The organism is Amycolatopsis anabasis (genome assembly GCF_009765355.1).
GTDB lineage: Bacteria > Actinomycetota > Actinomycetes > Mycobacteriales > Pseudonocardiaceae > Amycolatopsis > Amycolatopsis anabasis.
Map to the genome: position 1 here is coordinate 49,293 of NZ_VTHK01000017.1, position 22,431 is coordinate 71,723.

The 22,431-nt window shown below is 70.8% G+C and carries 24 protein-coding genes; 8 read left to right on the forward strand and 16 right to left on the reverse strand.

Features of this window, described 5'->3' with window-relative positions; genetic code table 11:
- Positions 1-10 precede the first annotated feature (10 nt).
- Complete coding sequence (locus FXO23_RS22655; protein ID WP_158887408.1) at positions 11-1,252, forward strand: RNA polymerase sigma factor; 1,242 nt, start codon at positions 11-13, stop codon at positions 1,250-1,252.
- Between the two features lie 28 nt (positions 1,253-1,280).
- A complete protein-coding gene (locus tag FXO23_RS22660; protein ID WP_158887409.1) occupies positions 1,281-2,090 on the forward strand; it encodes a pentapeptide repeat-containing protein in 810 nt (269 codons plus the stop codon).
- On the opposite strand, the gene FXO23_RS22665 is transcribed toward FXO23_RS22660, so the two are convergent.
- The 8 genes from FXO23_RS22665 to FXO23_RS22700 form a co-directional block, all read right to left on the reverse strand.
- Complete coding sequence (locus FXO23_RS22665; protein WP_246257677.1) at positions 2,091-2,603, reverse strand: hemerythrin domain-containing protein; 513 nt, start codon at positions 2,601-2,603, stop codon at positions 2,091-2,093.
- A gap of 98 nt (positions 2,604-2,701) precedes the next feature.
- Positions 2,702-3,943: an RNA polymerase sigma factor gene (locus FXO23_RS22670; protein ID WP_158887410.1), complete on the reverse strand. Its 1,242-nt coding sequence runs from the start codon at positions 3,941-3,943 to the stop codon at positions 2,702-2,704.
- Complete coding sequence (locus tag FXO23_RS22675; RefSeq protein ID WP_158887411.1) at positions 3,940-4,308, reverse strand: YciI family protein; 369 nt, start codon at positions 4,306-4,308, stop codon at positions 3,940-3,942. Before FXO23_RS22675 ends, FXO23_RS22670 begins: the two co-directional genes overlap by 4 nt.
- Before the next feature lie 10 nt (positions 4,309-4,318).
- Positions 4,319-5,356 carry a phosphotransferase enzyme family protein gene (locus FXO23_RS22680; RefSeq protein WP_158887412.1) on the reverse strand — a complete coding sequence of 346 codons (1,038 nt, stop codon included), beginning with the start codon at positions 5,354-5,356 and terminating at the stop codon, positions 4,319-4,321.
- Between the two features lie 11 nt (positions 5,357-5,367).
- The gene (locus FXO23_RS22685; RefSeq protein ID WP_158887413.1) at positions 5,368-5,781 is read right to left on the reverse strand and encodes a VOC family protein; all 414 of its coding nucleotides are present in this window, start codon (positions 5,779-5,781) and stop codon (positions 5,368-5,370) included.
- 78 nt (positions 5,782-5,859) lie between these two features.
- Positions 5,860-6,054, reverse strand: coding sequence for a DUF397 domain-containing protein (locus tag FXO23_RS22690; RefSeq protein ID WP_158887524.1), 195 nt, complete (start codon positions 6,052-6,054; stop codon positions 5,860-5,862).
- Positions 6,054-6,254: a DUF397 domain-containing protein gene (locus FXO23_RS22695; RefSeq protein ID WP_158887414.1), complete on the reverse strand. Its 201-nt coding sequence runs from the start codon at positions 6,252-6,254 to the stop codon at positions 6,054-6,056. The genes FXO23_RS22690 and FXO23_RS22695 overlap by 1 nt, the downstream gene beginning before the upstream one ends.
- A gap of 11 nt (positions 6,255-6,265) precedes the next feature.
- Positions 6,266-7,117 (reverse strand): helix-turn-helix domain-containing protein, encoded by an 852-nt coding sequence (locus FXO23_RS22700; protein ID WP_281356574.1) that lies wholly within the window; start codon positions 7,115-7,117, stop codon positions 6,266-6,268.
- A gap of 376 nt (positions 7,118-7,493) precedes the next feature.
- On the opposite strand from FXO23_RS22700, the gene FXO23_RS22705 reads away from it, so the two are divergent.
- A complete protein-coding gene (locus tag FXO23_RS22705) occupies positions 7,494-8,669 on the forward strand; it encodes a Cmx/CmrA family chloramphenicol efflux MFS transporter (RefSeq protein ID WP_158887415.1) in 1,176 nt (391 codons plus the stop codon).
- On the opposite strand, the gene FXO23_RS22710 is transcribed toward FXO23_RS22705, so the two are convergent.
- Complete coding sequence (locus tag FXO23_RS22710; protein ID WP_246257679.1) at positions 8,644-9,261, reverse strand: TetR/AcrR family transcriptional regulator; 618 nt, start codon at positions 9,259-9,261, stop codon at positions 8,644-8,646. The two genes, FXO23_RS22705 and FXO23_RS22710, sit on opposite strands and share 26 nt — an antisense overlap.
- 78 nt (positions 9,262-9,339) lie before the next feature.
- On the opposite strand from FXO23_RS22710, the gene FXO23_RS22715 reads away from it, so the two are divergent.
- Entirely contained in the window at positions 9,340-9,837 is a 498-nt protein-coding gene (locus FXO23_RS22715; protein WP_158887416.1) for a DUF4231 domain-containing protein, read from the forward strand.
- Between the two features lie 4 nt (positions 9,838-9,841).
- Here the strand turns inward: FXO23_RS22715 and lexA are convergent, their stop codons facing one another.
- The 5 genes from lexA to FXO23_RS22740 form a co-directional block, all read right to left on the reverse strand.
- Complete coding sequence (lexA, locus tag FXO23_RS22720) at positions 9,842-10,504, reverse strand: transcriptional repressor LexA (RefSeq protein WP_158887417.1); 663 nt, start codon at positions 10,502-10,504, stop codon at positions 9,842-9,844.
- A 66-nt stretch (positions 10,505-10,570) separates the two neighbouring features.
- Positions 10,571-11,101 carry a pyridoxamine 5'-phosphate oxidase family protein gene (locus FXO23_RS22725; protein ID WP_158887418.1) on the reverse strand — a complete coding sequence of 177 codons (531 nt, stop codon included), beginning with the start codon at positions 11,099-11,101 and terminating at the stop codon, positions 10,571-10,573.
- Positions 11,102-11,153: 52 nt separating this feature from the next.
- Positions 11,154-11,891: an enoyl-CoA hydratase/isomerase family protein gene (locus tag FXO23_RS22730; protein WP_158887419.1), complete on the reverse strand. Its 738-nt coding sequence runs from the start codon at positions 11,889-11,891 to the stop codon at positions 11,154-11,156.
- 41 nt (positions 11,892-11,932) lie between these two features.
- Positions 11,933-13,084, reverse strand: a complete 1,152-nt coding sequence (locus tag FXO23_RS22735) for a C40 family peptidase (protein WP_158887420.1) — start codon at positions 13,082-13,084, stop codon at positions 11,933-11,935.
- Complete coding sequence (locus tag FXO23_RS22740; protein WP_158887421.1) at positions 13,081-14,043, reverse strand: nucleoside hydrolase; 963 nt, start codon at positions 14,041-14,043, stop codon at positions 13,081-13,083. Before FXO23_RS22740 ends, FXO23_RS22735 begins: the two co-directional genes overlap by 4 nt.
- Before the next feature lie 49 nt (positions 14,044-14,092).
- Between FXO23_RS22740 and FXO23_RS22745 the strand changes: the two genes are divergently transcribed.
- Positions 14,093-14,848 (forward strand): acyltransferase, encoded by a 756-nt coding sequence (locus tag FXO23_RS22745; RefSeq protein ID WP_158887422.1) that lies wholly within the window; start codon positions 14,093-14,095, stop codon positions 14,846-14,848.
- 296 nt (positions 14,849-15,144) lie between these two features.
- Here FXO23_RS22745 and FXO23_RS22750 read toward each other — a convergent pair whose 3' ends face one another.
- The gene (locus FXO23_RS22750) at positions 15,145-16,095 is read right to left on the reverse strand and encodes a LysR family transcriptional regulator (RefSeq protein ID WP_158887423.1); all 951 of its coding nucleotides are present in this window, start codon (positions 16,093-16,095) and stop codon (positions 15,145-15,147) included.
- A 116-nt stretch (positions 16,096-16,211) separates the two neighbouring features.
- On the opposite strand from FXO23_RS22750, the gene FXO23_RS22755 reads away from it, so the two are divergent.
- Complete coding sequence (locus FXO23_RS22755; protein WP_158887424.1) at positions 16,212-17,630, forward strand: MFS transporter; 1,419 nt, start codon at positions 16,212-16,214, stop codon at positions 17,628-17,630.
- A 3-nt stretch (positions 17,631-17,633) separates the two neighbouring features.
- On the opposite strand, the gene FXO23_RS22760 is transcribed toward FXO23_RS22755, so the two are convergent.
- Positions 17,634-19,061 (reverse strand): short-chain fatty acyl-CoA regulator family protein, encoded by a 1,428-nt coding sequence (locus FXO23_RS22760; protein WP_158887425.1) that lies wholly within the window; start codon positions 19,059-19,061, stop codon positions 17,634-17,636.
- 227 nt (positions 19,062-19,288) lie between these two features.
- Between FXO23_RS22760 and aceA the strand changes: the two genes are divergently transcribed.
- The gene (aceA, locus tag FXO23_RS22765; RefSeq protein ID WP_158887426.1) at positions 19,289-20,572 is read left to right on the forward strand and encodes an isocitrate lyase; all 1,284 of its coding nucleotides are present in this window, start codon (positions 19,289-19,291) and stop codon (positions 20,570-20,572) included.
- A 102-nt stretch (positions 20,573-20,674) separates the two neighbouring features.
- Positions 20,675-22,279: a malate synthase A gene (aceB, locus tag FXO23_RS22770; protein WP_158887427.1), complete on the forward strand. Its 1,605-nt coding sequence runs from the start codon at positions 20,675-20,677 to the stop codon at positions 22,277-22,279.
- The last annotated feature ends 152 nt before the right edge of the window (positions 22,280-22,431 follow it).

Consider the following 22,431-nt stretch of genomic DNA (forward strand, 5'->3'; position numbering starts at 1 on the left):
ATTCCGGCGAATGCTGGAGGCGCCGGTGAAGAACAGCGACGAGATCGAAACCCTGCTGCGCGAGCTGGCGCCGCAGGTGCTCGGCGCGGTCGTGCGCCGCTACGGCGACTTCGACTCCTGCGAGGACGCGGTGCAGGAGGCCCTGCTCGCGGCCGCGGTCCAGTGGCCGGAGGAAGGGGTGCCGGGCAGTCCGAAGGGGTGGCTGATCCGGACCGCGTCCCGCCGCCGGATCGAGCTGTGGCGCAACGAGTCGGCCCGCCGCTGCCGCGAGGAGACCGTCGCCGCGATGGCGCCGCCGGACCCCGATCCGGTCCCGGCCGTCGACGACACGCTGACCCTGCTGTTGCTGTGCTGCCACCCGTCCCTCACCACGGCCTCCCAGGTGGCGCTGACCCTGCGTGCCGTCGGCGGGCTGAGCACCCCGGAGATCGCCCGCGCGTTCCTGGTCCCGGAATCCACCGTGGCCCAGCGCATCAGCCGGGCGAAACAGCGGATCAAGGCCGGTGGCGCCGAATTCCGGATGCCCCCGCCGGACGAACTCGCCGAGCGGATCGCCGCGGTGCTGCACGTGCTGTACCTGGTCTTCAACGAGGGCTACACCGCCAGTTCCGGTGCCGCGCTGCACCGCGTCGAGCTGACCGCCGAGGCGATCCGCCTGACCCGGCAGCTGCGCGAGCGCCTGCCCGCCGACGGCGAGGTGACCGGGCTGCTGGCCCTCATGCTGCTCACCGACGCCCGCCGCCCGGCGCGGACCCGGCCGGACGGCGCCCTGGTGCCGCTCGCCGAGCAGGACCGCGGCCGGTGGGACGCCGAAGCGATCGCCGAGGGGCTCGCCCTGATCACCGAGACGCTGGCCACCGCGCCGATCGGCCCCTACCAGCTGCAGGCCGCGATCGCCGCGGTGCACGACGAGGCCAAGAGCGCGCAGGACACCGACTGGCCGCAGATCCTGGGGCTGTACGAACTGCTGCGCCACCTCGCGCCCGGCCCGATGGTCACGCTCAACCGGATCGTCGCCCTGGCCATGGTCCAGGGGCCGCGGGCCGGGCTGGCGCAGCTCGCCGAGGCGGAGACCGACCCCGCGCTCGCCGGGCACCACCGGGTGCACGCCGTCCGCGCCCACCTGCTCGACCTCGCCGGCGACCGGGACACCGCCCGCGAGCAGTACGAACTGGCCGCGAGCCGTACCCTGAGCGTGCCCGAGCAGCGCTACCTCGCCTCCCGGGCCGCGCAGCTCGCCACCTCGGGCTGAACCACCGAACACCTGGAGTTTTCGCACGTTGTCCGACCAAACCCGCCTGCGCGCCGATTGCGCGAACTGCTTCGGCCTGTGCTGCGTCGCACTGGCCTTCTCGCCGTCGGCGGACTTCCCGATCGACAAGCCCGCCGGGGACCCGTGCCGGAACCTGCGGGAGGACTACCGCTGCGGCATCCACGCCCGCCTCCGGCAGGAGGGGTTCGCGGGCTGCACCGTCTACGACTGCTTCGGCGCGGGGCAGCAGGTCTCCCAGGTCACCTTCGGCGGGCGGAGCTGGCGGGAGTCGCCGGGCACGGCGAAGCGGATGTTCGAGGTCTTCCCGATCATGCGGCAGCTCCACGAACTCCTCTGGTACCTGACCGAGGCGCTTTCCTTGTCCGAGGCTCGCTCGCTGCACCCCGAACTCGGCCGCGCGCTCGCGGAGACCGAACGCCTCACGCGAGCCGATCCCGCAACCCTGCGCGACCTGGATGTGGCGGCGCACCGGGAAGGCGTCAACGTCCTGCTGCTGCGCACGAGCGAACTCGTGCGCGCCGGAGCCGGGCCGCGGAAGAAGAAGGACCGCAGGGGAGCCGATCTGATCGGCGCGAACCTCAAGGGCGCGGACCTGCGCGGCGCCACCCTGCGCGGGGCCTACCTCATCGGGGCGAACCTCAAGGGCGCGGATCTGCGCACGACCGATCTCATCGGCGCCGATTTCCGGGACGCCGATCTGCGCGGCGCCGATCTCACCGGGAGCATCTTCCTCACCCAGGCCCAGGTCAACGCGGCGAAGGGCGACGACGGCACGAAACTGCCGCCGTCGCTGCGCCGCCCCGCGCACTGGACGTGATCACCGCCGGTCGGTGCGCAGGAAATCCGGTTCCCGCTCGGCCCAGCCCGGCACGTCCAGCGCGTTGAGGGCCGAGACGATCCGCTTCTCCTCGTAGGTGAAATGCGTTTCCAGCAGGGCGGCCAGGGTGTCCAGTTCGGTGCGCACGCGCCGGGCCTCGCCCGGGCCCGCGCCCGGGGCCAGGCCGTCGAGCAGCGCTTCGAGTTCGCGCAGGACCTCGGTCACCAGGTGGTGATCGCGCCGCAACTCGTCCAGCACCGGGCGCAGTTCCGGGAACCGTTCGGCCAGCGCGGGGAACGCCCCGGCGTCCTCGCCGGTGTGGTGCCGGGTCAGCGCCGAGCAGAAGGTCAGGCAGTGCGCCCGCAGTTCGCGTGGCCGCTCCCCGTGACCGTCCAAAAAGGAATCGACATCCGCGCGCAGGCGGTCCAGCTCCTCGCGGAGCCAGAGGTGCACTTCGATCAGCTGATGGCCGAAGGCCGCGAGGCGGCCGTCCGGCTCGGTGGGTGTTTCCAAGATCGTCCCAGCATCCGGCGCCTCCATGTCCTCGGCGATCTGCTTGCCGGGTACACCGCGACGCTGGCTCGGATCTTCACCATCCGGCGCGGGGACTGTCAAGCGAGTTTGGCCGCCTGCGCCTGGAGGTAGCGCTGGGCGGGCAGGCTGAGCGTGCCGCGGGCGGCCTTCCGGTAGTACTCGCGGGCGGTTTCGCGATCACCGGCGCGTTCGTGCAGATGCGCCCGGACCGCGTCGAGGCGGTGCCCCGGCACCCGGGAATCGGTTTCGAGTTCGGCGAGCAGGTCCAGCCCGGCCCGCGGCCCGCGCACCATCGCGGTGGCGACCGCGCGGTTGAGGGTGACCACCGGGTTCGGCGCGATGCGGTCGAGGATCCCGTACAGGATCAGGATCTGGGCCCAGTCGGTGTCCTCGGCGCTCGGGCTTTCGGCGTGCACGGCGGCGATGGCCGCCTGCAGCTGGTACGGGCCGAGCGAGTGGTGGGCGAGGCCGTGGCTGATCAGGGCGGTGCCCTCGGCGATCAGGTCCCGGTCCCACCGGGTGCGGTCCTGGTCGTCGAGCGGGATCATCACGCCGTCCGGGGTCGTGCGGGTGTCGCGGCGGGACTCGGTGAGCAGCATCAGGGCCAGCAGCCCGGTCACCTCCCCGTCCTCGGGCAGCAGCCGGTGCACCTGCCGGGTCAGCCGGATCGCCTCGGCGGTCAGGGACGGCCGGTGCAGGTCGGGCCCGGAGGTGGCGGTGTAGCCCTCGTTGAAGATCAGGTACAGCACGTGCAGCACCACGCGCAGCCGTTCGGCGCGCTCGGGCTCGCCGGGCATGCGGAAGGTGGCGCCGGTGGCCTTGATCCGCTGTTTCGCGCGGCTGATGCGCTGGGCCATCGTGGTTTCCGGGACCAGGAACGCGCTCGCGATCTCGGCGGTGGTCAGCCCGCCGACCGCGCGCAGGGTCAGCGCGAGCTGGGAGGGCGGCGAGAGTTCGGGGTGGCAGCACAGGAAGAGCAGGGTCAGCGTGTCGTCGGTGTGCTGCCCGCCGCCGTCCTCGCCGGGCCCGGCGACGAACAGGGCGTGCGGCGGGATTCGGGCGGCGACGGTGTCCTCGCGCCGCCGCCGCGCCACCTCGCTGCGCGCGAGATCGGCCAGCCGCCGCCCGGCGACGGTGATCAGCCAGGCCACCGGCTCCCCGGGCACGCCCTGCTCGGGCCACTGCAGGGCCGCGGCCAGCAGGGCCTCCTGCACCGCGTCCTCGCAGGCGTCGAACCGGCCGTGCCGCCGGACGAGCACGCCGAGGACCTGCGGCGCCAGCGGGCGCAGCAGGTCCTCGATCGAGCGGCCTTCGCTCACATGTCGGTCCCGGCCGAGAACATCACCGGACGAACTTCGACGGCCAGCCCGTCGATCTTCGTATCGGGGATCATCCGGGCCAGTTCGATGGCGCGTTCCTTGCTCTCCACGTCGACCAGGTAGTAGCCGCCCATGAACTCCTTGGCCTCCAGGAACGGCCCGTCGGTCACCGCGGGCACGCCGCCCTGGGACCGCACGACCGCGCTGTTGGCCGGATCGGCGAGCCCGTGCGTGCTGATCATCTCGCCGGATTCCTCGATGGTCCGCATGAATTCCTGGTGGCCGTTCATCACCGCCTCGCGCTCCTCCTCGGTCAGCGCTTCCAGGATGGCCGGGTTGACTTGCATGATCAGCAGGTACTTCACCTGAACTCCTCTAGCCGGCGGGGTGTCCGGAGTGGACCCTCTCATCAGGCAGTCGGAGGCGCTCGGGGTTTCTCGACATCGCTGGCGAAGAAAGTGCGAGATCCGCGAGACCGGTCGGCGAGAGCACCCCGCGGAAGTGGGCCAGCGCCTCGGCGCGCTCGCTCTCCGGGTAGCCGGTGACGTCGCCGACCTGCGCGGCCAGTTCGGTGAGGTCCTCGAGCGCACGCATGGACCGGTAGTAGGCCACGAGCGCGGGGTCGAGGTCCACCGGCCCGTACCCGTCGAAGAACCACGCCTGCTCGCGCGGGCCGACCGGCGCGAAGTAGAGCACCCCGCCGAGCACGAACATCAGGTCGAGTTCCGGTGGGGCGAGCACGGCGTCGTCCCAGTCGATCAGCCACACCCGCTCGTCGCCCCGGACCAGCACGTTGCCCAGGTGCGGGTCGCCGTGGCAGACGACCCCCGGCCGGTCGGGCAGCCGCCCCGCCAGGTCTCCGGCCTGCTCGAGGAGGTCCCCGATGCGGCCGGACGCGGTGCGCCAGTCCGCCGCCAGGGCGCGGACCAGGTGATCCCCGGAGGGCGCGCGCAGCCGCTCGTCGAGGGACCGCACCTCGGCCGCCCACCGCTCGTGGTCGCGCCGCTCCCGGGGCAGGAGGTCCGCCATCCCGGCCGGGGCGGCGTGCACCCGCGCCAGCAACGCGCCGAAGGACTGCCAGTGCCGCTCGGTCATCCGGCCGAGCGCGCCCTCGTCCGACACCCACGGCACCAGGGACAACCGGCGGCCTTCCCGTTCGCTCCAGGGTTTCCCCGAACGAGCGGTCAAGGGCGCCGCGATCCCCGGCACGCCGAGCGCGGCGAGCCGCGCCGGGACGAGCAGCCCGGCCGTGCTCCCGCCGCCGCTCCACTTGACCGCGTACCGATCACCACCGGACCCGGTTCCGCACCAGACCGCCGCGGCCGTGTCCAAACCGTGGTCCACCCGGTCGAGCGCGGTGAGTTCGACGCCGAAGTCCTCGCGGATCCACGCGCGCAAGCGGTCTTCGCCCATGCCGCCGCGCGTCAGCCCTGCGGCTGGGTGATGTTGACCATCCACGGGATGCCGAAGCGGTCCACGCACATCCCGAACTCGTCACCCCACATCTGCTTCTCCAGGGGCACCGAGACGGCGCCGCCCTCGGACAGCTTCTCCCAGTAGCCGCGCAGTTCGCCGGAATCGTCGCCGCTCAGGCTCACCGTGATGTTGTTGCCCGGCTGGTGCTCCATCCCCTGCGGCGTGTCGGAGGCCATGAGGGTGTATCCGCTGGGGGTCTCCAGCATGGCGTGCATGATCTTGGCGGCGTCCGGGGAGTCGGCCATACCGGCGTCGCCGAAGGTGTTCAGGGACAGGTCGCCGCCGAAGACTTCCCGGTAGAACTCCATGGCCTGCCGTGCGTTGTCGGCGAAGCGGAGATACGGGTTGAGCCGAGATGCCATGAGATCCTCCTTGATCGTGGGGGAGGTCATCCTCGCAGGTCAGCGCGGACCCGACAAAACGCCCGACCGGCCCAAGCCTTACGGCCGCACGGTGTGCAGGAAGTGCCGCCATGCGGTGGCCGGGAGGACGAGCGCGCCGCCTTCGGGCTGCTTGGAGTCCCGCACGGCGACGGCGGGTTCGACGAAGGCCACCTCGACGCAGGCGCTCTGATCGGAGGTGGTGCTGGATCGGCTGCTCTTGTGCCATACCGCGGTGGTCAGCTCGGCGAGCATCACGGCCGCACGGTGTGCAGGAAGTGCCGCCATGCGGTGGCCGGGAGGACGAGCGCGCCGCCCTCGGGTCGTTTGGAATCTCGCACGGCGACGGCGGGTTCGACGAAGGCCACCTCGACACAGGCACTCTGATCGTTAGTGGGACTGGATCGGCTGCTCTTGCGCCACACCGCGGTGGTCAGATCGGCGGCTGCTGGCATCGCCGCTCCCTTCACGGGCCGTAGAGTTCGGCGATCACCTCCTCGACCGGCCGGATCGACTCGGCTGGTGGCAAGGCCATCGCGCTCAGGCGTTCGAAGACCACCTTAGTCTTTTTCACCCGATCGGGTTTGTCGATGCGCACTGTGCCGCCCTGATGGTCCACGTACTGCACATCGGGCTCGTCGGGTTCGGGGAAGCTCAGCACGGTGAAGGCGCCATCCATCGAGGCATGCGCCCCGACGCGGGCCGGAAGTATCTGGAGCGTCACGGTCGGCAGGTTGGCCATCTCGATCAGATGCAGCAGCTGGTCGCGCATCACCTCGCGCCCGCCCACCATCCGGCGCAGCACCAGCTCGTCGATCACCGCGTGCATGTGCAGGGGTTTCTCTTTGTCGGACAGGCGTTTCTGGCGAATCTTTCGCACGGTGACCACGTCATCCACGCGTGTCTTGGTCCAAGGCATCCGCATCGCGGCGAAGCAGTCTCGGATGTACGGCTCGGTCTGCAACAACCCGGGAATGGTGACTACCTCGAAGAAGAAAACGTGGCTGGCCGCGGCTTCGTCCTCGACGTACGTGGGTTCGGTGGTGGGGCCGAAGAAGGGGTACCACCAGCCCTTCTTCTTGGCCTCCCGGGAAAGATCGAGCAGGCTGTCGTCGCGGTGGTCGTAGATGTCCATCATGGTGCGGATCAGGTGCACGTCGGCCAGGGTCTCGCCGACCTCGATCCGGTGCAGGCTGGTGCGCGTCTTGTCGAGCAGGGACGCGGCTTCGTTCAGGGTCATTTCGGCGCGCTCCCGCATCTCGCGGAGTTTGCGCCCCAGGCGGCGTTTGTTTCTATTGGTATGGCTCTGTCCGGACAACGCGGTGACCTCTCTGTGCAGCGATGGCTCATTGTTTCACCCACCCCTGACAGAACCGGAATTTCCAACCCCTGCCCCGAAACCCGAAAGTGCTGCCACTTTCGCCGACGTAAACGGGTGGACACGGTGGCCGGGGTGCCGTTAGCGTGCACCCCATGTCCAGCCCCGAGGCGTCCAGACTCTAGCCACCGGTTGTCCGGTGGCTGTCTTCGCCGAACCCGCTGAACCTCTGTTCGCGGGGAACTCTGCCACCGGATCGTTCTGACGTGGGCTGTTTTCGGCCTCTTCTCCTCACGCGCGGTAGCCGCGGTGTCCTCATCGGACGGTCGGCGGCCGTCGCGCTGTCGATTCCTGATCACGGTTGCGGAGTTCTGCTGTGCCATTCGTTCTTTACCTGCTCGCCCTGGCGGTGTTCGCCCAGGGCACGTCCGAGTTCATGCTTTCCGGTCTCGTCGCGGACATCGCCGACGATCTGCACGTGTCCATTCCGGCCGCGGGATCCCTCACCACCGCGTTCGCGGCAGGGATGATCATCGGCGCGCCGCTGATGGCGATGCTGAGCCTGCGCTGGCCGAGGCGGCGCGCGCTGCTGGTCTTCCTGACCGCCTTCCTGCTTGTGCACGTCCTCGGGGCGGTCACCACCAGCTTCGGCGTGCTGCTGGCCACGCGGGTCGTCGGCGCGCTGGCCAACGCCGGGTTCCTGGCGGTGGGCCTGGCGACCGCGACCGCCCTGGTCGAACCGAACGCCAAGGGGCGCGCCACTTCCGTCCTGCTCGGCGGGGTCACGCTCGCCTGCGTCGCGGGCGTTCCCGCCGGTGCGCTGCTCGGCCAGGTGTGGGGATGGCGTGCGGCGTTCTGGGCGGTCGCGATCATCTCGGTTCCCGCGCTCCTCGCCATCCTGCGCTCGGTACCGGGCGGGGCCGCCGACCCGGCCGCGCCGAGCGCGCGCCGGGAACTGCGCGCGCTGCGCAGCCCGCGGCTGCTGGTGACCCTGCTCCTGGGCACGTTGGTGAACGGCGCGACGTTCTGCACGTTCACCTACCTCGGGCCGCTGGTCACCGGGGTGTCCGGCTTCGGCACCGGCTGGGTGCCCGTGCTGCTGGCGCTCTTCGGCCTGGGTTCGTTCCTCGGCGTCACCCTCGGCGGCCGCCTGGCCGACGCGCATCCCGGGCGGCTGCTGGTGATCGGCGGGGTCGCGCTGCTCCTCGGCTGGGTGCTCTTCGCGCTGACGGCCGGAAACCCGGTGGCGACGCTCGTGCTGGTGCTCGTCCAAGGAGCCCTCTCCTTCGGCGTCGGCTCCACCCTCATTTCGCAGGCGCTCTACGCGGCGCCGGGCGCGCCGACCCTGGGCGGGGGCTTCGCCACGGCCGCGTTCAACGTCGGCGCCGCACTCGGCCCCACGCTCGGCGGCGTGGCCATCGGCGCGGCGCTCGGCTACCGCTCGGCGCTGTGGGTCAGCGCGCTGCTGGTGGCGCTCGCGCTCGTCCTCGCCGGTGCGGCGCGGTTGTTCGCCGTCGGCAAAGCTCCTAGCGCTGCTCTTCCGCGCCGGTGAGCCGGTCGAAGCCGAGCTGTGCGGCGAACAGGCCGGACAGGGCGCGGAAGCACAGGTCGCGCACCTCGTCCCGGGACAACTCCGAGCCCAGCAACCATTCGACGCACACCGTGCGGACGAACGCCAGCCAGCCGTGCAGCGCCACCGAAGCCACCTCCCGCGCGTGTCCCCGGCTACCCAGGGCTTCGAGCATGCGGTTGCGGAGCGCGGCCAGTTCGTCGGAGATGATCGCCTGCACCGCCGGGTCTCCGGCCAGGGCGCCGTAGTTCGCGGTGAGGATGTTCTGCTTGTGCGTGGCGAAGTAGTCCAGGTGCGCGTCGAGCCCGGCGCGCACCTGGTCGGCCATCGGCAGCGCGGGGTCGATTTCGCTCGCGGCCAGCAGCCGCTCGCTGTCCCGTTGGAAGATCGCCGCGAACAGGTCGCGCTTGCCGGGGAAGTACCGGTACACGAGCGCGCGCGAAACCCCGGCCCGCGCCGCGATGTCCTCCATCAGCACGTCCTCGTACGCGTGCTCGGCGAACATCGCGGCGCCGACGTCGAGCAACTGGCTACGCCGCTGTTCCGGGGTCAACCGCCGTCTTGCCTCGGGCACGCCCCGAGCCTACTTGACACGTGTCGAGTTGCGCCTGGATCGCTTGACCGGCGCGGGCGCGGGTGACAAGTTGCGACGGTGTCAGAATCGCGCCCGTCGACGGCAAGCGACTGGATCCTCGAGGTCCGCGGAGCCGATGGTCAGCCCGTTCCCCCGTCGGTCCTGGCGGAGTGGCGCCGCTACCAGCGATCCTCGTGGACCGCCCGGCGCCGCCATTCCATTGTGGAGCTGTCCAGTCTGGTGGTGAGCGCCGCCATTCCGGCGCTGGCCGCCTACGCCCTCGACTCGCGGCTGATCGCGGTCTTCGGCTCGCTGGCGGTGTTGCTCAACGGTATTCGCGCGCTGGGCAGCTACAAGGAGAACTGGACGAGCAGAACGCGGGCGCGCTACGCGATCGAGCGGGAGATCGCGCTCTTCGCCGCCCAGCACGGCAAATACGCCGAACCCGGCGCCAGCACCGCACTGGTGGAGGCCGTGGAGGAGATCTGCGCCCGGGAGCGGAACGGGTGGGCGGCCCTGCGGCTGTCCTACGGCGCCGCCGACAAACCGCCGATCGCGCCGCCACCCGCGCCCTGAAAACTCAGACGCTGCGCAGCACCGAGACGACGGTGCCCAGCACCACGGCCTCGTCGCCGTCGATGACTTCGTAGTCCGGGTTGCGCGGCTCGAGGTAGACGTGACCGTTGCGGCGGCGGAACACCTTGACGGTGGCCTCGCCGTCGATCATCGCGGCGACGATCTGGCCCGAGTGGGCTTCGGGTTGCTGGCGCACCACGACGATGTCGCCGTCGCAGATCGCGGCGTCGATCATCGAGTCACCGCGCACGCGCAGCCCGAACACGTTGCCCCGCCCGGTGAGCTCGCGGGGCAACGTCAGCATGTCGTCGACGTGCTCTTCGGCCGCGATGGGCGTGCCCGCGGCGATGTCGCCGACCACGGGCACGCTCACCGAGTCTTCGGCGGGCTCCCGCGTCGAAGGCTCCCGCAGGAACACGCGCACGTCGATCGGCCGGGACATCGTGGTGCCGCGCCGCAGGAAACCCTTCTCCTCCAGGCTCGCCAGGTGTTTCGACACCGACGACGAAGACCGCAGGCCGACCGCGTCGCCGATTTCCCGCGTGCTCGGCGAGTACCCGTACCGGACCACCCAATCCCGGATCGTGGCCAGGATTCGCTGCTGGCGGGGCGGCAGGGTCGAGGTGTCCAGGTGCTCGAACGCGTCAAGGTCGTCGTAGGCGGTCACTCGCGGAATGGTAGAGGCCGCCACCGACATTCGAGTCACCAACATGCGGTGGCGGCCAAGGCCGGTTCAGCGGGGGAAGTCCCAGCGGGTGGCGCCGTGCGGCTCGGCGCCGGCCACGCCGACGGCGGTGTGCGGGGTGAGGCGGTACAGGTGCCAGGGTGGCGGCCCGGCGCTGGGGGCGCTGTACGGGGCGGTGAGCGCGTCACCTTCCACCGCGGCCGGCCACCCGCCCACGCGGTAAACGGCCGCCACACGTTCCAAAGTGGACGGATCGGTGACCCGGTGGGCCTCGCCTTCGAGCACCAGGTCGAGGCCGCGCAAGCGCACCGACACGCTGCACGCCGGGTTCGCCGCCAGGTTGCGCGACCTGCGCGTGCCCGGCCCGCCGGTGAAGTACAGCGCGTCGTCCACCCACACGGCCCCGACGCCCGCCGAGTGCGGGCGTCCGCCGGGGCGCACGGTCGCCACGAAGAACGTCAGGTCGGCCGTGGGCGTGTCGCTGACGAGGAGGTCGCGCGCACGGCTCCACGGCAGCTCCGCGGACCCGTACCGGTCGAGGTTGGTGGTCGAGATCGGTTCGTGCGAATTCTCAGTCATACCCGTGCGTCGACCGGGGCGACCCCGAATCGACACCGGAAACCGGGGAATTCTAGGTTCGGCGCAGGGAGGCGAGGTAGTCGCGCAGGGTTTGGCCGGTGCGCTCGGCGCTCCAGAGTTCCAGCACCCGGGGATCATCCGCCGGCCGGTCGGCGTCCATGCGCTCGCGGGCGGGCCGCCGGAGCTGGCGCTTGGCGAGGGCGTACACGTCGGGTGGGGCGGCGCAGAGCCCTTCCGCCCGGCGCAGGGCCGCGGTGAGCAGCTGGTCGGCCTCGACGATTTCGTGCACCAGGCCGATCGAGGTGGCCTGGTCGGGAGCCAGCCGGCCGGGCTCGAGCACCATCGCGTCCAGCGCCGGGCCGACGGCGTGGCGCATGATCTCCAGGGGCACCGTGGGGAACGGCACGCCCGCGGCGAGTTCGGTGAGCCCGATGGTGCCACTCGACATCAGCCGGATGTCGCAGGCGGCCGCCAGCACGCAGCCGCCGGCCAGCGCGTGCCCGTTCACCGCGGCGACGACCGGCTTCGGATGCTCGAACAAGGTGAGCGCGGCGAGGCTCAGCGCCGGCAGGAACTCCTCGACATACCGCGGACCGCCGTCGGCGATCCGCTTCAGATCCACCCCTGCCGAGAACGACCGCCCGCTGCCGGTGAGCACGACGGCGCGGGCGTCGGCGACGGCGGCCAAGGTCTCGGGAACGGCGGTGAGCAACTCCAGATCCAGCGCGTTCACCGGTCCGTGGTGCAGCGTCAGGAGCGCGATGCCGTCGTAATCGGCTGTCTCGATCATCCGGCAATCTTGGCCGCTGCGTGGAAAAGACGCCAGGGAACTCAGGCCGCCGGGCGGCCCGCGCCCGCGTAGTCGTCACCGGGTTTGCGGTAGGTGTGCACCTGGACCGCCTGCCCGAAGGTCGGCGCGTCGATCATCTGCTGGTTGCCGATGTAGATCCCGACGTGGTGGATCTTGGTCGCCGGGTTCCCGTAGAAGATCAGGTCGCCGAGTCGCGGATCGGAGCCGGACGGGATCAGCGGCACGCTGCCGTACTGCCAGTGCGCGGTGCGTTTGAGCGTGATCCCCGCGCTGCCGTAGGCGGCGGTGGTCAGCCCCGAGCAGTCGAAACCGAGGTCGCCCTTCTCCTCGCCGTTGCCGCCCCACACGTACGGCAGGCCGATCTTCTCGATCGCGAAGTTCACCGCCTTGAGCACGGGCGGCTTCGGCGGTTCGGCGTCCCGGCCGACGGTCCCGTACACGTTCGCGGTCGCCAGCACGCGGTGCAGGAACAGCGGCGCGCCCTGCAGCGTGGACACCGCCTTCCACCACGCCTCGCCCCGGGTGAGGTCGAGGCCGCCGTCGCACAGCGCGCGGCCGGTGGCCAGGGACGCGTCGTCGATGTTCTGCGCGTTGCCCTTGCCCCACTTCTTCCACAGCGCGGGGGACAGCTGCATCGGGCCGGAGGCGTTCGGGGTGGAGACGACCTTGCCGTAGAAGTCCTTGACCTCGAGGGTGCCGATCGGTTTGGCCATCGTGCCGTCGTCGCCGAGCGCGGCGCCGGTGGCCCGGCCGTGGTTGGTGGTGACCCGGCCGATCGCGGCGAGGGTCACCCAGGACAGGTGGCAGTTCGGCTGTTCCTTGGTCATCGTCACGGTCGTCTTCGCGTAGCCGGACATCGCCCGCGGCGGGATGTCCAGCCAGCCGGCGACCTTGCCGACCCACGCGTCGAACTCACTCCCCGGGGTGTTCGGCACCTGCTGGGCCGGGGTCTGCGGCGGCTGGCTGACCTTCTGCTCGGCGGGCGCCGCCGGGGCCTCCGACGGAGGCGGCGGGGGAGCCGGGGCCGCGGAGGTGTTCGCGACGCTGGCCGCCTGCTCGCCCGGGCCGAGCTGCACCACGGCGACCAGCGCGGCCGCGACCACGCCGACCGCGGCCAGCGTGACCAGCAACTTCCGCCGCCCGGCGGGCCGGGACTGCTCCTGCTCGGTCATGACTGCCCGCCCGCGATCCGGTCGAGCACGAAACCGCGCAGCCCGTCGAGATCGGTGTCCACCGCGACGGCCACGGCCGGGGCGTCCTGGTTCATCTTGGCGCGCAACGCCGGTCGCCTGCGGTCCACCACGGTCGCCCCGCGGCTCGGGCCGAACGAGCATTCGACCTCCACCGGTAACTCCTCGGTCCGCAGGATGCCGGGGCGGATCGCCTCGGCCACCGCGACCGCGTCGTGCATCGCGATGCCCGCGAAACCGAGGGCCTTCTTGTAGTACTCGACGTAGTCCGGGGTGAGCCCGTTCAGCGCCGCGCCGACCGACCCCGAGGCGGCCAGCTTCGCCAGCCAGTCGGCGTCCACCGCGCACCGGTGCGTCAGGTCCATCGGCACCAGCACGCACGGCACGTGCTCCTCGACGAGCACCCGGCGGGCCGCTTCGGGATCGCTCCAGATGTTGAACTCCGCGGCGGCCGTGGTGTTGCCGTGGTCGAGGCCGCCGCCCATGATCACCAGCCGGTCGATCTTCTCCCGGATGCCGGGGTGCGCGGCGAGCAGCAGCGCGATGTTGGTGAGCGGGCCGATCGGCGCGATGGTGACCGGCTCCTCGGCGGCCTCCAGCAGGGAAACCAGCAGGCTGACCGCGTCGACCGGTTCGAGTTCGCGCCCCGGCTGCGGCAGCACCTCGGCCCGGCCGGACAGCCCGTCGGCGCCGTGCGCGTAGGTCCCCCGGTGGGGATGCGGGTAGACCAGCGGGCGCTCGGCGCCCGCCGCGACCGGGACGTCCCCGCGCCCGCACAGCGCGAGCAGGCGCAGCGCGTTCCGGGTCGTCGCGGACAGCGGCACGTTGCCGAACACCGTGGTCACCCCGAGCAGGTCCACGTCCTCGCTCAGCGCGGCCAGCGCGATCGCGAACGCGTCGTCGACCCCGGGATCGGTGTCGATGATCAGCTTCGTCCCCATATGGCTCCCTCGGCCGTGAGTGTCCCGGTCACAGGTTACGGTCACAGGCATGACGTCCATGTGGGGTTCCCCCGCGATCTCGCGGCTGCGTGCGTGGCGGCGTGCCCGCCGGGATCCGCGCCAGGCGAAGTTCCTGACCGCCGATTCCCTGTGCTGGGTGCTGCGCAACCGCGCCTACACGCCCTGGTATCTGGTCCGGTACTGGCGGTTGTTCAAGTTCCGGATCGCCAATCCGCACATCGTCCTGCGCGGCATGGTGTTCCTCGGCAAGGACGTGGAGATCCACTGCCGCCCGGGCTACGGGCGGCTGGAGATCGGGCGCTGGGTCCACATCGGCGACGGCAACGCGATCCGCTGTCACGAGGGGTCGCTGCGGATCGGGGACAAGTCGGTGTTCGGCCGCCAGAACGTCGTCAACTGCTACCTGGACATCGAACTGGGCGCGGCGACCCTGGTGGCGGACTGGGTGTACGTCTGCGACTTCGACCACGTCACCACGGACATCAACCTGCCGATCAAGGACCAGGGCATCGTGAAGTCGCCGGTGCGGATCGGCCCGGACACCTGGATCGGCACCAAGGTGTCGGTGCTCAAGGGGACCCGGGTGGGCCGGGGCTGCGTGCTCGGCGCCCACGCCGTGGTCCGCGGCGACATCCCGGACTACGCGATCGCGGTCGGCTCCCCGGCCCGGGTCGTCCGGGACCGCAAGGCCGACTACGAAGCCGACGCGGAACGCCGCGAAGCCGTCAAGGACATGGCCCGCAAAGCCGACAAAGCCCTCCAGAAAACCCTCGGCGAATCCTGATCCCGAGTCCCCGTTCCGCCGCCGAACTCCACACTCAAGCAAGTGAACTACACGCTCGGGTAAGCGAAGTACACATTCGAGACCACCCCGGACACCGGTCGGCTTCCCGGCGTCCACCGCGATCGGGAACCCGCCGGGTACCGCACACCGCGCATCCGGCAGCCCGAATGCGCCCCGCGGCGCCCCACAGAGACCACTCGCGTACCACGAGTGCGCAATTCGGGTGCCCGAACGTGCAATTCGGGTGCCCGAACGTGTAACTCGCGTGCCTGAATGTGCAACTCGCGGCGGGGAGATCAGTCCAGGAGGGGGAGGTCGGCGTCGGGTAGCCACTGGGTGGCCGGGTCGTAGGCGAGCCAGGCGCCCGCCTCTTCGCGGGCGAGTTCGAGCAGGCGGCTGACCAGCGGGTGCCGGTCGTCCGCGCGCCACACCAGGCACCACGCGTGCAGCGGTTCCGGGTTCGCCAGCGGGATCGTGCGGATGTCCGGGGTGTAGGCGTACGACACGTCCGCGCCGCCGAGGGAAGCTCGCGCGCGGTACTGCCACATCTGCTCCGCGAAGTGGTCCTCGCCGATCGCGGGACCCGCCTCCACCAGGGGAATTCCGAAGCGCTCGGTCAGTTCGCGGACCCAGCCCGCCCATTCGGAACGTTCGGCGAACGCGGGCATCCAGATCCCGTGCTCGGCCAGCTCGGCGAGGTCCAGCGCGGGGCGGTCGGCGAGCGGATGGCCCGGCGTCACCAGGGCGCGCACCGGTTCGAGGCGGACCAGGCGGTGCGCGAGCCCCTTCGGCCAGGTTCCGGCGAGGTCGTACGGGCGACCGAAGGCCGCGTCGATCTCGCCGCGGGCGAGCGCGGGCAGCGCGGCGGACAGCGACTGGCGCGCGGTGAGGTTCAGCGGCACCTCGGGCCGTTCGTCGATGAGCCGCCGGATCAGCCGCATCGGGGAGAGGCGGTCGTCGACGACGTCGGCGCGCAGCATGCGTTCCTCCTGGCGCACCGCGGCGACGGCGAGGTCGGCGGCGTCCAGGGCGCGCCGGGCCGGGTCGAGGAAACGAAGGCCCGCTTCGGTGAGGGAAACACCGCGGGTGGTGCGGGTGAGCAGGGTGGCGCCGAGGTGGTTCTCCAGGCGGCCGATGCGTTTGGACAGTGCCTGCTGCGTGACGAACAGGCGCGCGGCGGCGCGGCCGAAATGCCGTTCCTCGGCGGTCGCGACGAACGAGCGAACCAGCGTCAGATCAAGATCCACAAGCGGCCAGCCTGGGGTGACAACCGGGAGTTGTCAATGCGCGCGAGAACTTGTTGGACGCCGCGCGAGCGGGATTGCTGTCCTGGACACCGCATCCCGGTCGTGAAGGAGATTCGATGCCCGCTGTCCAGTCCGCACCGCCCGAGGCGGGAACCGATCCGCGCCGCTGGCGAGCTTTGTTCGTGCTCGCGCTGGCGCAGTTCATGATCCTGATCGACAACTCGGTGGTGAACGTCGCGCTCCCGACCGTGCAGCGCGATCTCGGCTTCTCCCCGGTCGGGCTCGGCTGGGTGGTCAACGCTTACGTCCTCGCCGCGGGCGGGCTGCTCCTGCTCGGCGGGCGGCTCGGTGACCTGCTCGGCCGCCGCCGGACGTTCATCGCGGGGATCGGCGTGTTCGCGCTGGCGTCGCTGCTCTGCGGGCTCGCCTGGGATCCGGCGGTCCTGGTCGGCGCGCGGTTCGCGCAGGGGATCGGCGAGGCGCTCGCCTCCCCGGCCGCGCTGTCGATGATCGCCCTGCTGTTCCCCGAGCCCGCCGCCCGGGCGAAGGCGTTCGGGGTCTGGGCCGGGGTGACCGGCACCGCGGCCACCGCGGGCGTCCTGCTCTCCGGGGTCATCACCGAACTGGCGAACTGGCGCTGGCTGTTCCTGATCAACCTCCCGGTCGCCGCGTTCGCCGCGTTCCGCGTGGTCCGGTTGACCGCGGAGAGCCGGGCCAGCACGGGCGGCCGGATCGACGTGCCGGGCGCGATCCTGGTGACCGGCGGCCTGCTCGCCCTGGTCGACGGGCTGCTCGCCGCCGCCACGCACGCGTGGGCGAGCCCGCGGGTGCTCGTCCCGCTGGTGGCCGGGACCGCCGCGCTCACCGGGTTCGTCGTGGTGGAGCGCCGCACCGCGCATCCGCTGCTCCCGCTGTCCTTCTTCGGCAACCGGATCCGCCTGCTCGCGAACCTGCTGAACGTGGTGCTCGCCATCGCGATGACGGTGTTCTTCTTCCTGTTCACCCTCTACCTGCAGGACGTTCTCGGGTTCTCCGCGCTGTGGACCGGGCTGGCGTACCTGCCGTTCTGCGCGGTCACCCTCGCCGGGTACGCCGCGTCCGCGCAGCTGATGAAACGGCTGGGCCTGCGCGCCGCGCTGACCGCCGGATTCGTCCTCGGCGCGGCCGGGATGTGCTGGCTGAGCTGGCTTCCCGCGCAGGGCTCGTTCGCCGCGCAGGTGCTGCCCGGCACGCTGCTGCTCGGTTTCGGGCTGGGCACCTGCTTCCCGGCGCTCGCGGTCGCCGCGCTGCACGGCGTCACCGGGGACGACGCGGGCATCGGTTCCGGGGTGCAGACGACCGTCTACCAGCTCGGCGGGGCGCTCGGCCTGGCCACGTTCGTGACGGTCGCCCTGCGCCGCCAGGACGCGCTCGCCGCCACCGGGATGCCCGAAGCCGCCGCCGCGGCCGCGGGCTACCGGCTGGCCTTCGCCGTGCTGGCCGCGCTCTTCGCGGTCGCCGCGGGCGTGGCCGTCCTGCTTCGCGAACGGAGTTGACCCCTAGGACGACTTCGGCACCGCGGGGTAGGGGACGAACGTGCTGGTGTTCTCGTCCACGGTGAGCTGCTTGCCGATGGTCGGGAACGCGCGCTGCGGGCAGGCGGGGCGTTCGCACACCTTGCAGCCCATGCCGATCGGCGTGGCGGCGGCCTTGTCGTCCAGGTCGAGGCCGGTCGAGTAGACCAGCCGCCGCGCGTGCCGCAGTTCGCAGCCGAGGCCGACGGTGAACATCTTGCCCGGGCTGCCGTAGCCGCCGATGTTGCGCGAGATCGTCCGCGCGATCCAGAAGTAGCTCTTCCCGTCCGGCAGGCTGGCGATCTGGGTGAGGATCTTGCCCGGCGTGGCGAACGCCTCGTACACGGTCCACAGTGGACATGCGCCGCCGACGCGGGAGAAGTGGAAACCGGCCGCCGACTGGCGTTTGGACATGTTGCCCGCGCGGTCCACCCGGACGAACGAGAACGGCACCCCGCGCATCTTCGGCCGCTGCAGCGTGGACAGCCGGTGGCACACGGTTTCGAAGCCGACGCCGAAGTGGTCGCAGAGCCGTTCGATGTCGTAGCGGAACCGTTCCGCGGTGGAGTGGAACGCGCCGTAGGGCAGGATCAGCGCGCCCGCGAAGTAGTTCGCCAGGCCGACCCGGGCCAGCGAGCGGGCGGCCGGGCCGGAGAACGCCCACGAGTCGGCGAGTTCGGTGATCAGGTCGTCGTATTCGAGCAGGGCGATCTGGGAGGCCATGCGGAACGCCTGCTGGCCGACGCGCAGGCTCGGCGCGAGGCGGAGGATGCGGGCCCCCGGTTCGTAGCGGTGCTGCTCGCCCGCCGATTCGTCGATGCCCTCGCTGGTGACCCGCACGCCGTAGCGATCGGTCAGCCGGGCGCGCAGCGCGCCGAGCACCTCGCCGCGGCGCAGCGGGACCTCCGCGGCCATCCGCTCGGCGCGCTCGTCCAGTTCGGCGACGTAGTTCTCCCGCTCGTAGAAGAAGTCGCGCACCTCCTCGTGCGGCAGCGGGGCGGCCGCGCTGCCGTGCAGGCCGGTGCCGTTCTCGGTGGTCAGCGCCGCGGTGTTCTCCACCGCGTTGCGGTAGCTGCGGTGCAGTTTGACCAGGGCCTGCGCGATGGTCGGCAGGTTCGTGGCCAGGTCGTTCAGCTCACCGGTGGAGACCTCCGCGCCGATCACCTCGTCCAGCAGGGCCTCCTTGACGTCGGCGACCAGGCGGGCGGTGTCGTTGTTGGCGAAGAACTCGGTGTCCACGCCGAACGCCTCGGTGATGCGCAGCAGCACCGGGACGGTCAGCGGCCGGGAGTTGTGCTCGATCTGGTTGAGGTAACTGGGTGAGATCTCCAGCACACGCGCGAGGTCCGCCTGACTCATCGAGCGGCTTTCGCGCAGGTGCCGCAGCCGTGCCCCGGCGAATGTTTTGTCCACGCCGGCCTCCCTGTCCGCAAGGTTTCCGGGCCTGAACGATTAAGTAAACGATCAAGCCCGTGGATTTTCGAAGGGCTGCGAAAGGGCGAGTTCGCAACCTTCACAGGATGCTACGGAATCTTCGCAGAAATTGGCAAATTGGAGGGCTGGCTGCGTTTCCGCTGGACATGCCATGGTCGCGGTAGCAAGGCGAGTAATCGCAAAGTTCGCAAAGGTGGAGAGAACCGATGGCAGAGGCCAACCAGGTGGAGCAGGCGGCAGCAGAGCTCGCCAAGCAGTGGGAGACCGACCCTCGCTGGCGGGGCGTGAAGCGGTCGTACTCCGCCGCCGACGTGGTCAAGCTGCGCGGCAGTGTGGTCGAGGAGAACACGCTCGCCCGCCGCGGTGCGGAGAAGCTGTGGGACCTCCTGCACACCGAGGACTACATCCACGCGCTGGGCGCGCTGACCGGTAACCAGGCCGTGCAGCAGGTGCGCGCCGGGCTCAAGGCGATCTACCTGTCCGGCTGGCAGGTGGCCGCGGACGCGAACCTCGCGGGCCAGACCTACCCGGACCAGAGCCTGTACCCGGCCAACTCGGTGCCGGCCGTGGTCCGCCGGATCAACAACGCGCTGGGCCGCGCCGACCAGATCACCTGGGCCGAGGGCGACACCTCGATCGACTGGTACGCGCCGATCGTCGCCGACGCCGAGGCGGGCTTCGGTGGCCCGCTCAACGCGTTCGAGCTGATGAAGGGCATGATCGCCGCCGGCGCCGCGGGTGTGCACTGGGAAGACCAGCTCGCCTCGGAGAAGAAGTGCGGCCACCTCGGCGGCAAGGTGCTGATCCCGACCAAGCAGCACGAGCGGACCCTGAACGCGGCCCGCCTCGCGGCGGACGTGGCCGGGGTGCCGTCGGTGATCATCGCCCGCACCGACGCCCAGGCCGCCACGCTGCTCACCAGCGACGTGGACGAGCGCGACCGCAAGTTCGTCACCGGCGAGCGCACCTCCGAGGGCTTCTACACCGTGCGCAACGGCATCGAGCCGTGCATCGAGCGCGGCCTGGCCTACGCCGAGTACGCCGACCTGCTGTGGATGGAGACCTCCGAGCCCGACCTCGAGGTCGCGCGCCGCTTCGCCGAGGCGATCAAGGCGAAGTACCCGGACCAGCTGCTGGCCTACAACTGCTCGCCGTCGTTCAACTGGAAGAAGCACCTGGACGACGCGACCATCGCGAAGTTCCAGCGCGAGCTGGGCCACATGGGCTACAAGTTCCAGTTCATCACGCTGGCCGGTTTCCACGCGCTGAACTACTCGATGTTCGACCTGGCCAAGGGCTACGCGGCGGACGGCATGACCGCCTACGTCGACCTGCAGGAGCGCGAGTTCGCCGCCGAGGACCGCGGATACACCGCGACCAAGCACCAGCGCGAGGTCGGCACCGGCTGGTTCGACCAGGTGTCCACCGCGCTGAACCCGGAGAGCTCGACCACCGCGCTCAAGGGCTCCACCGAGGAAGCCCAGTTCTGACGGATTGATCCCGCACTCGGCCGGTTTCGCGCATGCCTTCCACGCGCGCGAAACCGGCCGAGTGCCCCAAAACTTCCGACCACGCCCCTCTGGAGGGACGAGATGGCTGCCAGGCTCAACTACCGGATCGAGGTCACCGGTCCGGCGGGTAACCGGTTCGACGAGATCCTCACCCCGGCCGCACTGGACTTCGTGGCGCGGCTGGACAACGAGTTCGCCGGTCGGCGCCGGGAGCTGCTGGACGCGCGCCGGCTGCGCCGGGAGAAGCTCGGGACCGGCGAGGAGGAGCTGGACTTCCGGCACGAGACCCGGTGGGTCCGCGAGGGCGACTGGCGGGTGGCCGGTGCGGCCCCGGGGCTGGAGGACCGGCGGGTCGAGATCACCGGTCCCACCGACCGCAAGATGACGGTGAACGCGCTGAATTCCGGGGCGAAGGTGTGGCTCGCGGACTTCGAGGACGCGACCTCGCCGACCTGGCACAACATCGTCGACGGGCAGCTCAACCTGTTCGACGCGATCCGCCGGAACATCGACTTCACGACGGAGAACGGGAAGCGCTACGCGATCGGCGACAGCCCGGCCACCATCGTCGCCCGGCCGCGGGGCTGGCACCTGGTGGAGAAGCACATCCGCATCGACGGGCGGCCGGTTTCGGCGAGCCTGGTCGACTTCGGACTGTACTTCTTCCACAACGCCCGCCAGCTGCTCGCCCGCGGCAGCGGTCCGTACTTCTACCTGCCGAAGCTGGAAAGCCACCTCGAAGCCCGGCTCTGGAACGACGTTTTCCTGCTGGCACAGGACGAACTCGGCATCCCGCGCGGCACCATCCGGGCCACCGTGCTGATCGAGACGATCACCGCGGCGTTCGAAATGGACGAGATCCTCTACGAACTGCGCGAGCACGCGGCCGGGCTGAACGCGGGCCGCTGGGACTACATCTTCAGCGTCATCAAGAACTTCAGCAGCCGCGGCGCCGACTTCGTGCTGCCGGACCGCGCGCAGGTGACGATGACCGTGCCGTTCATGCGGGCCTACACCGAACAGCTGGTGCGCACCTGCCACCGCCGCGGCGCGCACGCGATCGGCGGGATGGCCGCGTTCATCCCCAGCAAGGATCCCGAGATCAACGCGACCGCGCTGGAGAAGGTCCGGCAGGACAAGGAACGCGAGGCGGGCGACGGGTTCGACGGTTCGTGGGTGGCGCACCCCGGCCTGGTCCCGGTGTGCCGCGAGGTGTTCGACGGCGTGCTCGGCGACAAGCCCAACCAGATCGGCAAGCTGCGCGAAGACGTCGTGGTCACCGCCGACGATCTGCTCAACGTGGCGAGCGCGGGCGGCGAGGTGACCGAGAACGGCTTGCGCGCCAACATCAACGTCGCGCTGCGGTACGTGGACGCCTGGCTGCGGGGCACCGGCGCGGCGGCGATCTTCAACCTGATGGAGGACGCGGCCACCGCGGAGATCGCGCGGTGCCAGGTGTGGCAGTGGATCCGCAACGGCACCAAGCTCGACGACGGCACCGCGGTGACGCACCAGCTGGTCACCGGGTTCCTCGAGGAGGAGCTCGCGAAGGTCCGCGCCGATCTGGGCGAAGGCAACCGCCTCGACGACGCCCGCGAGATCTTCGTCGAGACCGCGCTCGGCGAGAAGCTGCCCAGCTTCCTCACCACGGGTGCGTACGCGCGGTATCTCACCGATTACCGATGACTCCGGTTTCCCTCACCTGACAAGGGAAACCGGCGGTGCCGCCCGGTCGGACGGTACGAACGCGGGCCGGGTAGGAGAGGTTCCCTCCTACCCGGCCCGTTCTGTTTTCGCGGTTCACCCGTTCATGGGGAGGTTCCCGCCTTGACAAAAAA

Coding starts and splice junctions, on each gene's coding strand:
- FXO23_RS22655 (WP_158887408.1), top strand. CDS start 11: ATGCTGGAGGCGCCGGTGAAGAACAGCGACGAGATCGAAACCCTGCTG.
- FXO23_RS22680 (WP_158887412.1), bottom strand. CDS start 5,356: ATGGGCGAAGACCGCTTGCGCGCGTGGATCCGCGAGGACTTCGGCGTC.
- FXO23_RS22685 (WP_158887413.1), bottom strand. CDS start 5,781: ATGGCATCTCGGCTCAACCCGTATCTCCGCTTCGCCGACAACGCACGG.
- FXO23_RS22690 (WP_158887524.1), bottom strand. CDS start 6,054: ATGCTCGCCGAGCTGACCACCGCGGTATGGCACAAGAGCAGCCGATCC.
- FXO23_RS22695 (WP_158887414.1), bottom strand. CDS start 6,254: ATGCCAGCAGCCGCCGATCTGACCACCGCGGTGTGGCGCAAGAGCAGC.
- FXO23_RS22725 (WP_158887418.1), bottom strand. CDS start 11,101: ATGACTGAGAATTCGCACGAACCGATCTCGACCACCAACCTCGACCGG.
- FXO23_RS22730 (WP_158887419.1), bottom strand. CDS start 11,891: ATGATCGAGACAGCCGATTACGACGGCATCGCGCTCCTGACGCTGCAC.
- FXO23_RS22735 (WP_158887420.1), bottom strand. CDS start 13,084: ATGACCGAGCAGGAGCAGTCCCGGCCCGCCGGGCGGCGGAAGTTGCTG.
- FXO23_RS22740 (WP_158887421.1), bottom strand. CDS start 14,043: ATGGGGACGAAGCTGATCATCGACACCGATCCCGGGGTCGACGACGCG.
- FXO23_RS22745 (WP_158887422.1), top strand. CDS start 14,093: ATGACGTCCATGTGGGGTTCCCCCGCGATCTCGCGGCTGCGTGCGTGG.
- FXO23_RS22755 (WP_158887424.1), top strand. CDS start 16,212: ATGCCCGCTGTCCAGTCCGCACCGCCCGAGGCGGGAACCGATCCGCGC.
- aceA (WP_158887426.1), top strand. CDS start 19,289: ATGGCAGAGGCCAACCAGGTGGAGCAGGCGGCAGCAGAGCTCGCCAAG.
- aceB (WP_158887427.1), top strand. CDS start 20,675: ATGGCTGCCAGGCTCAACTACCGGATCGAGGTCACCGGTCCGGCGGGT.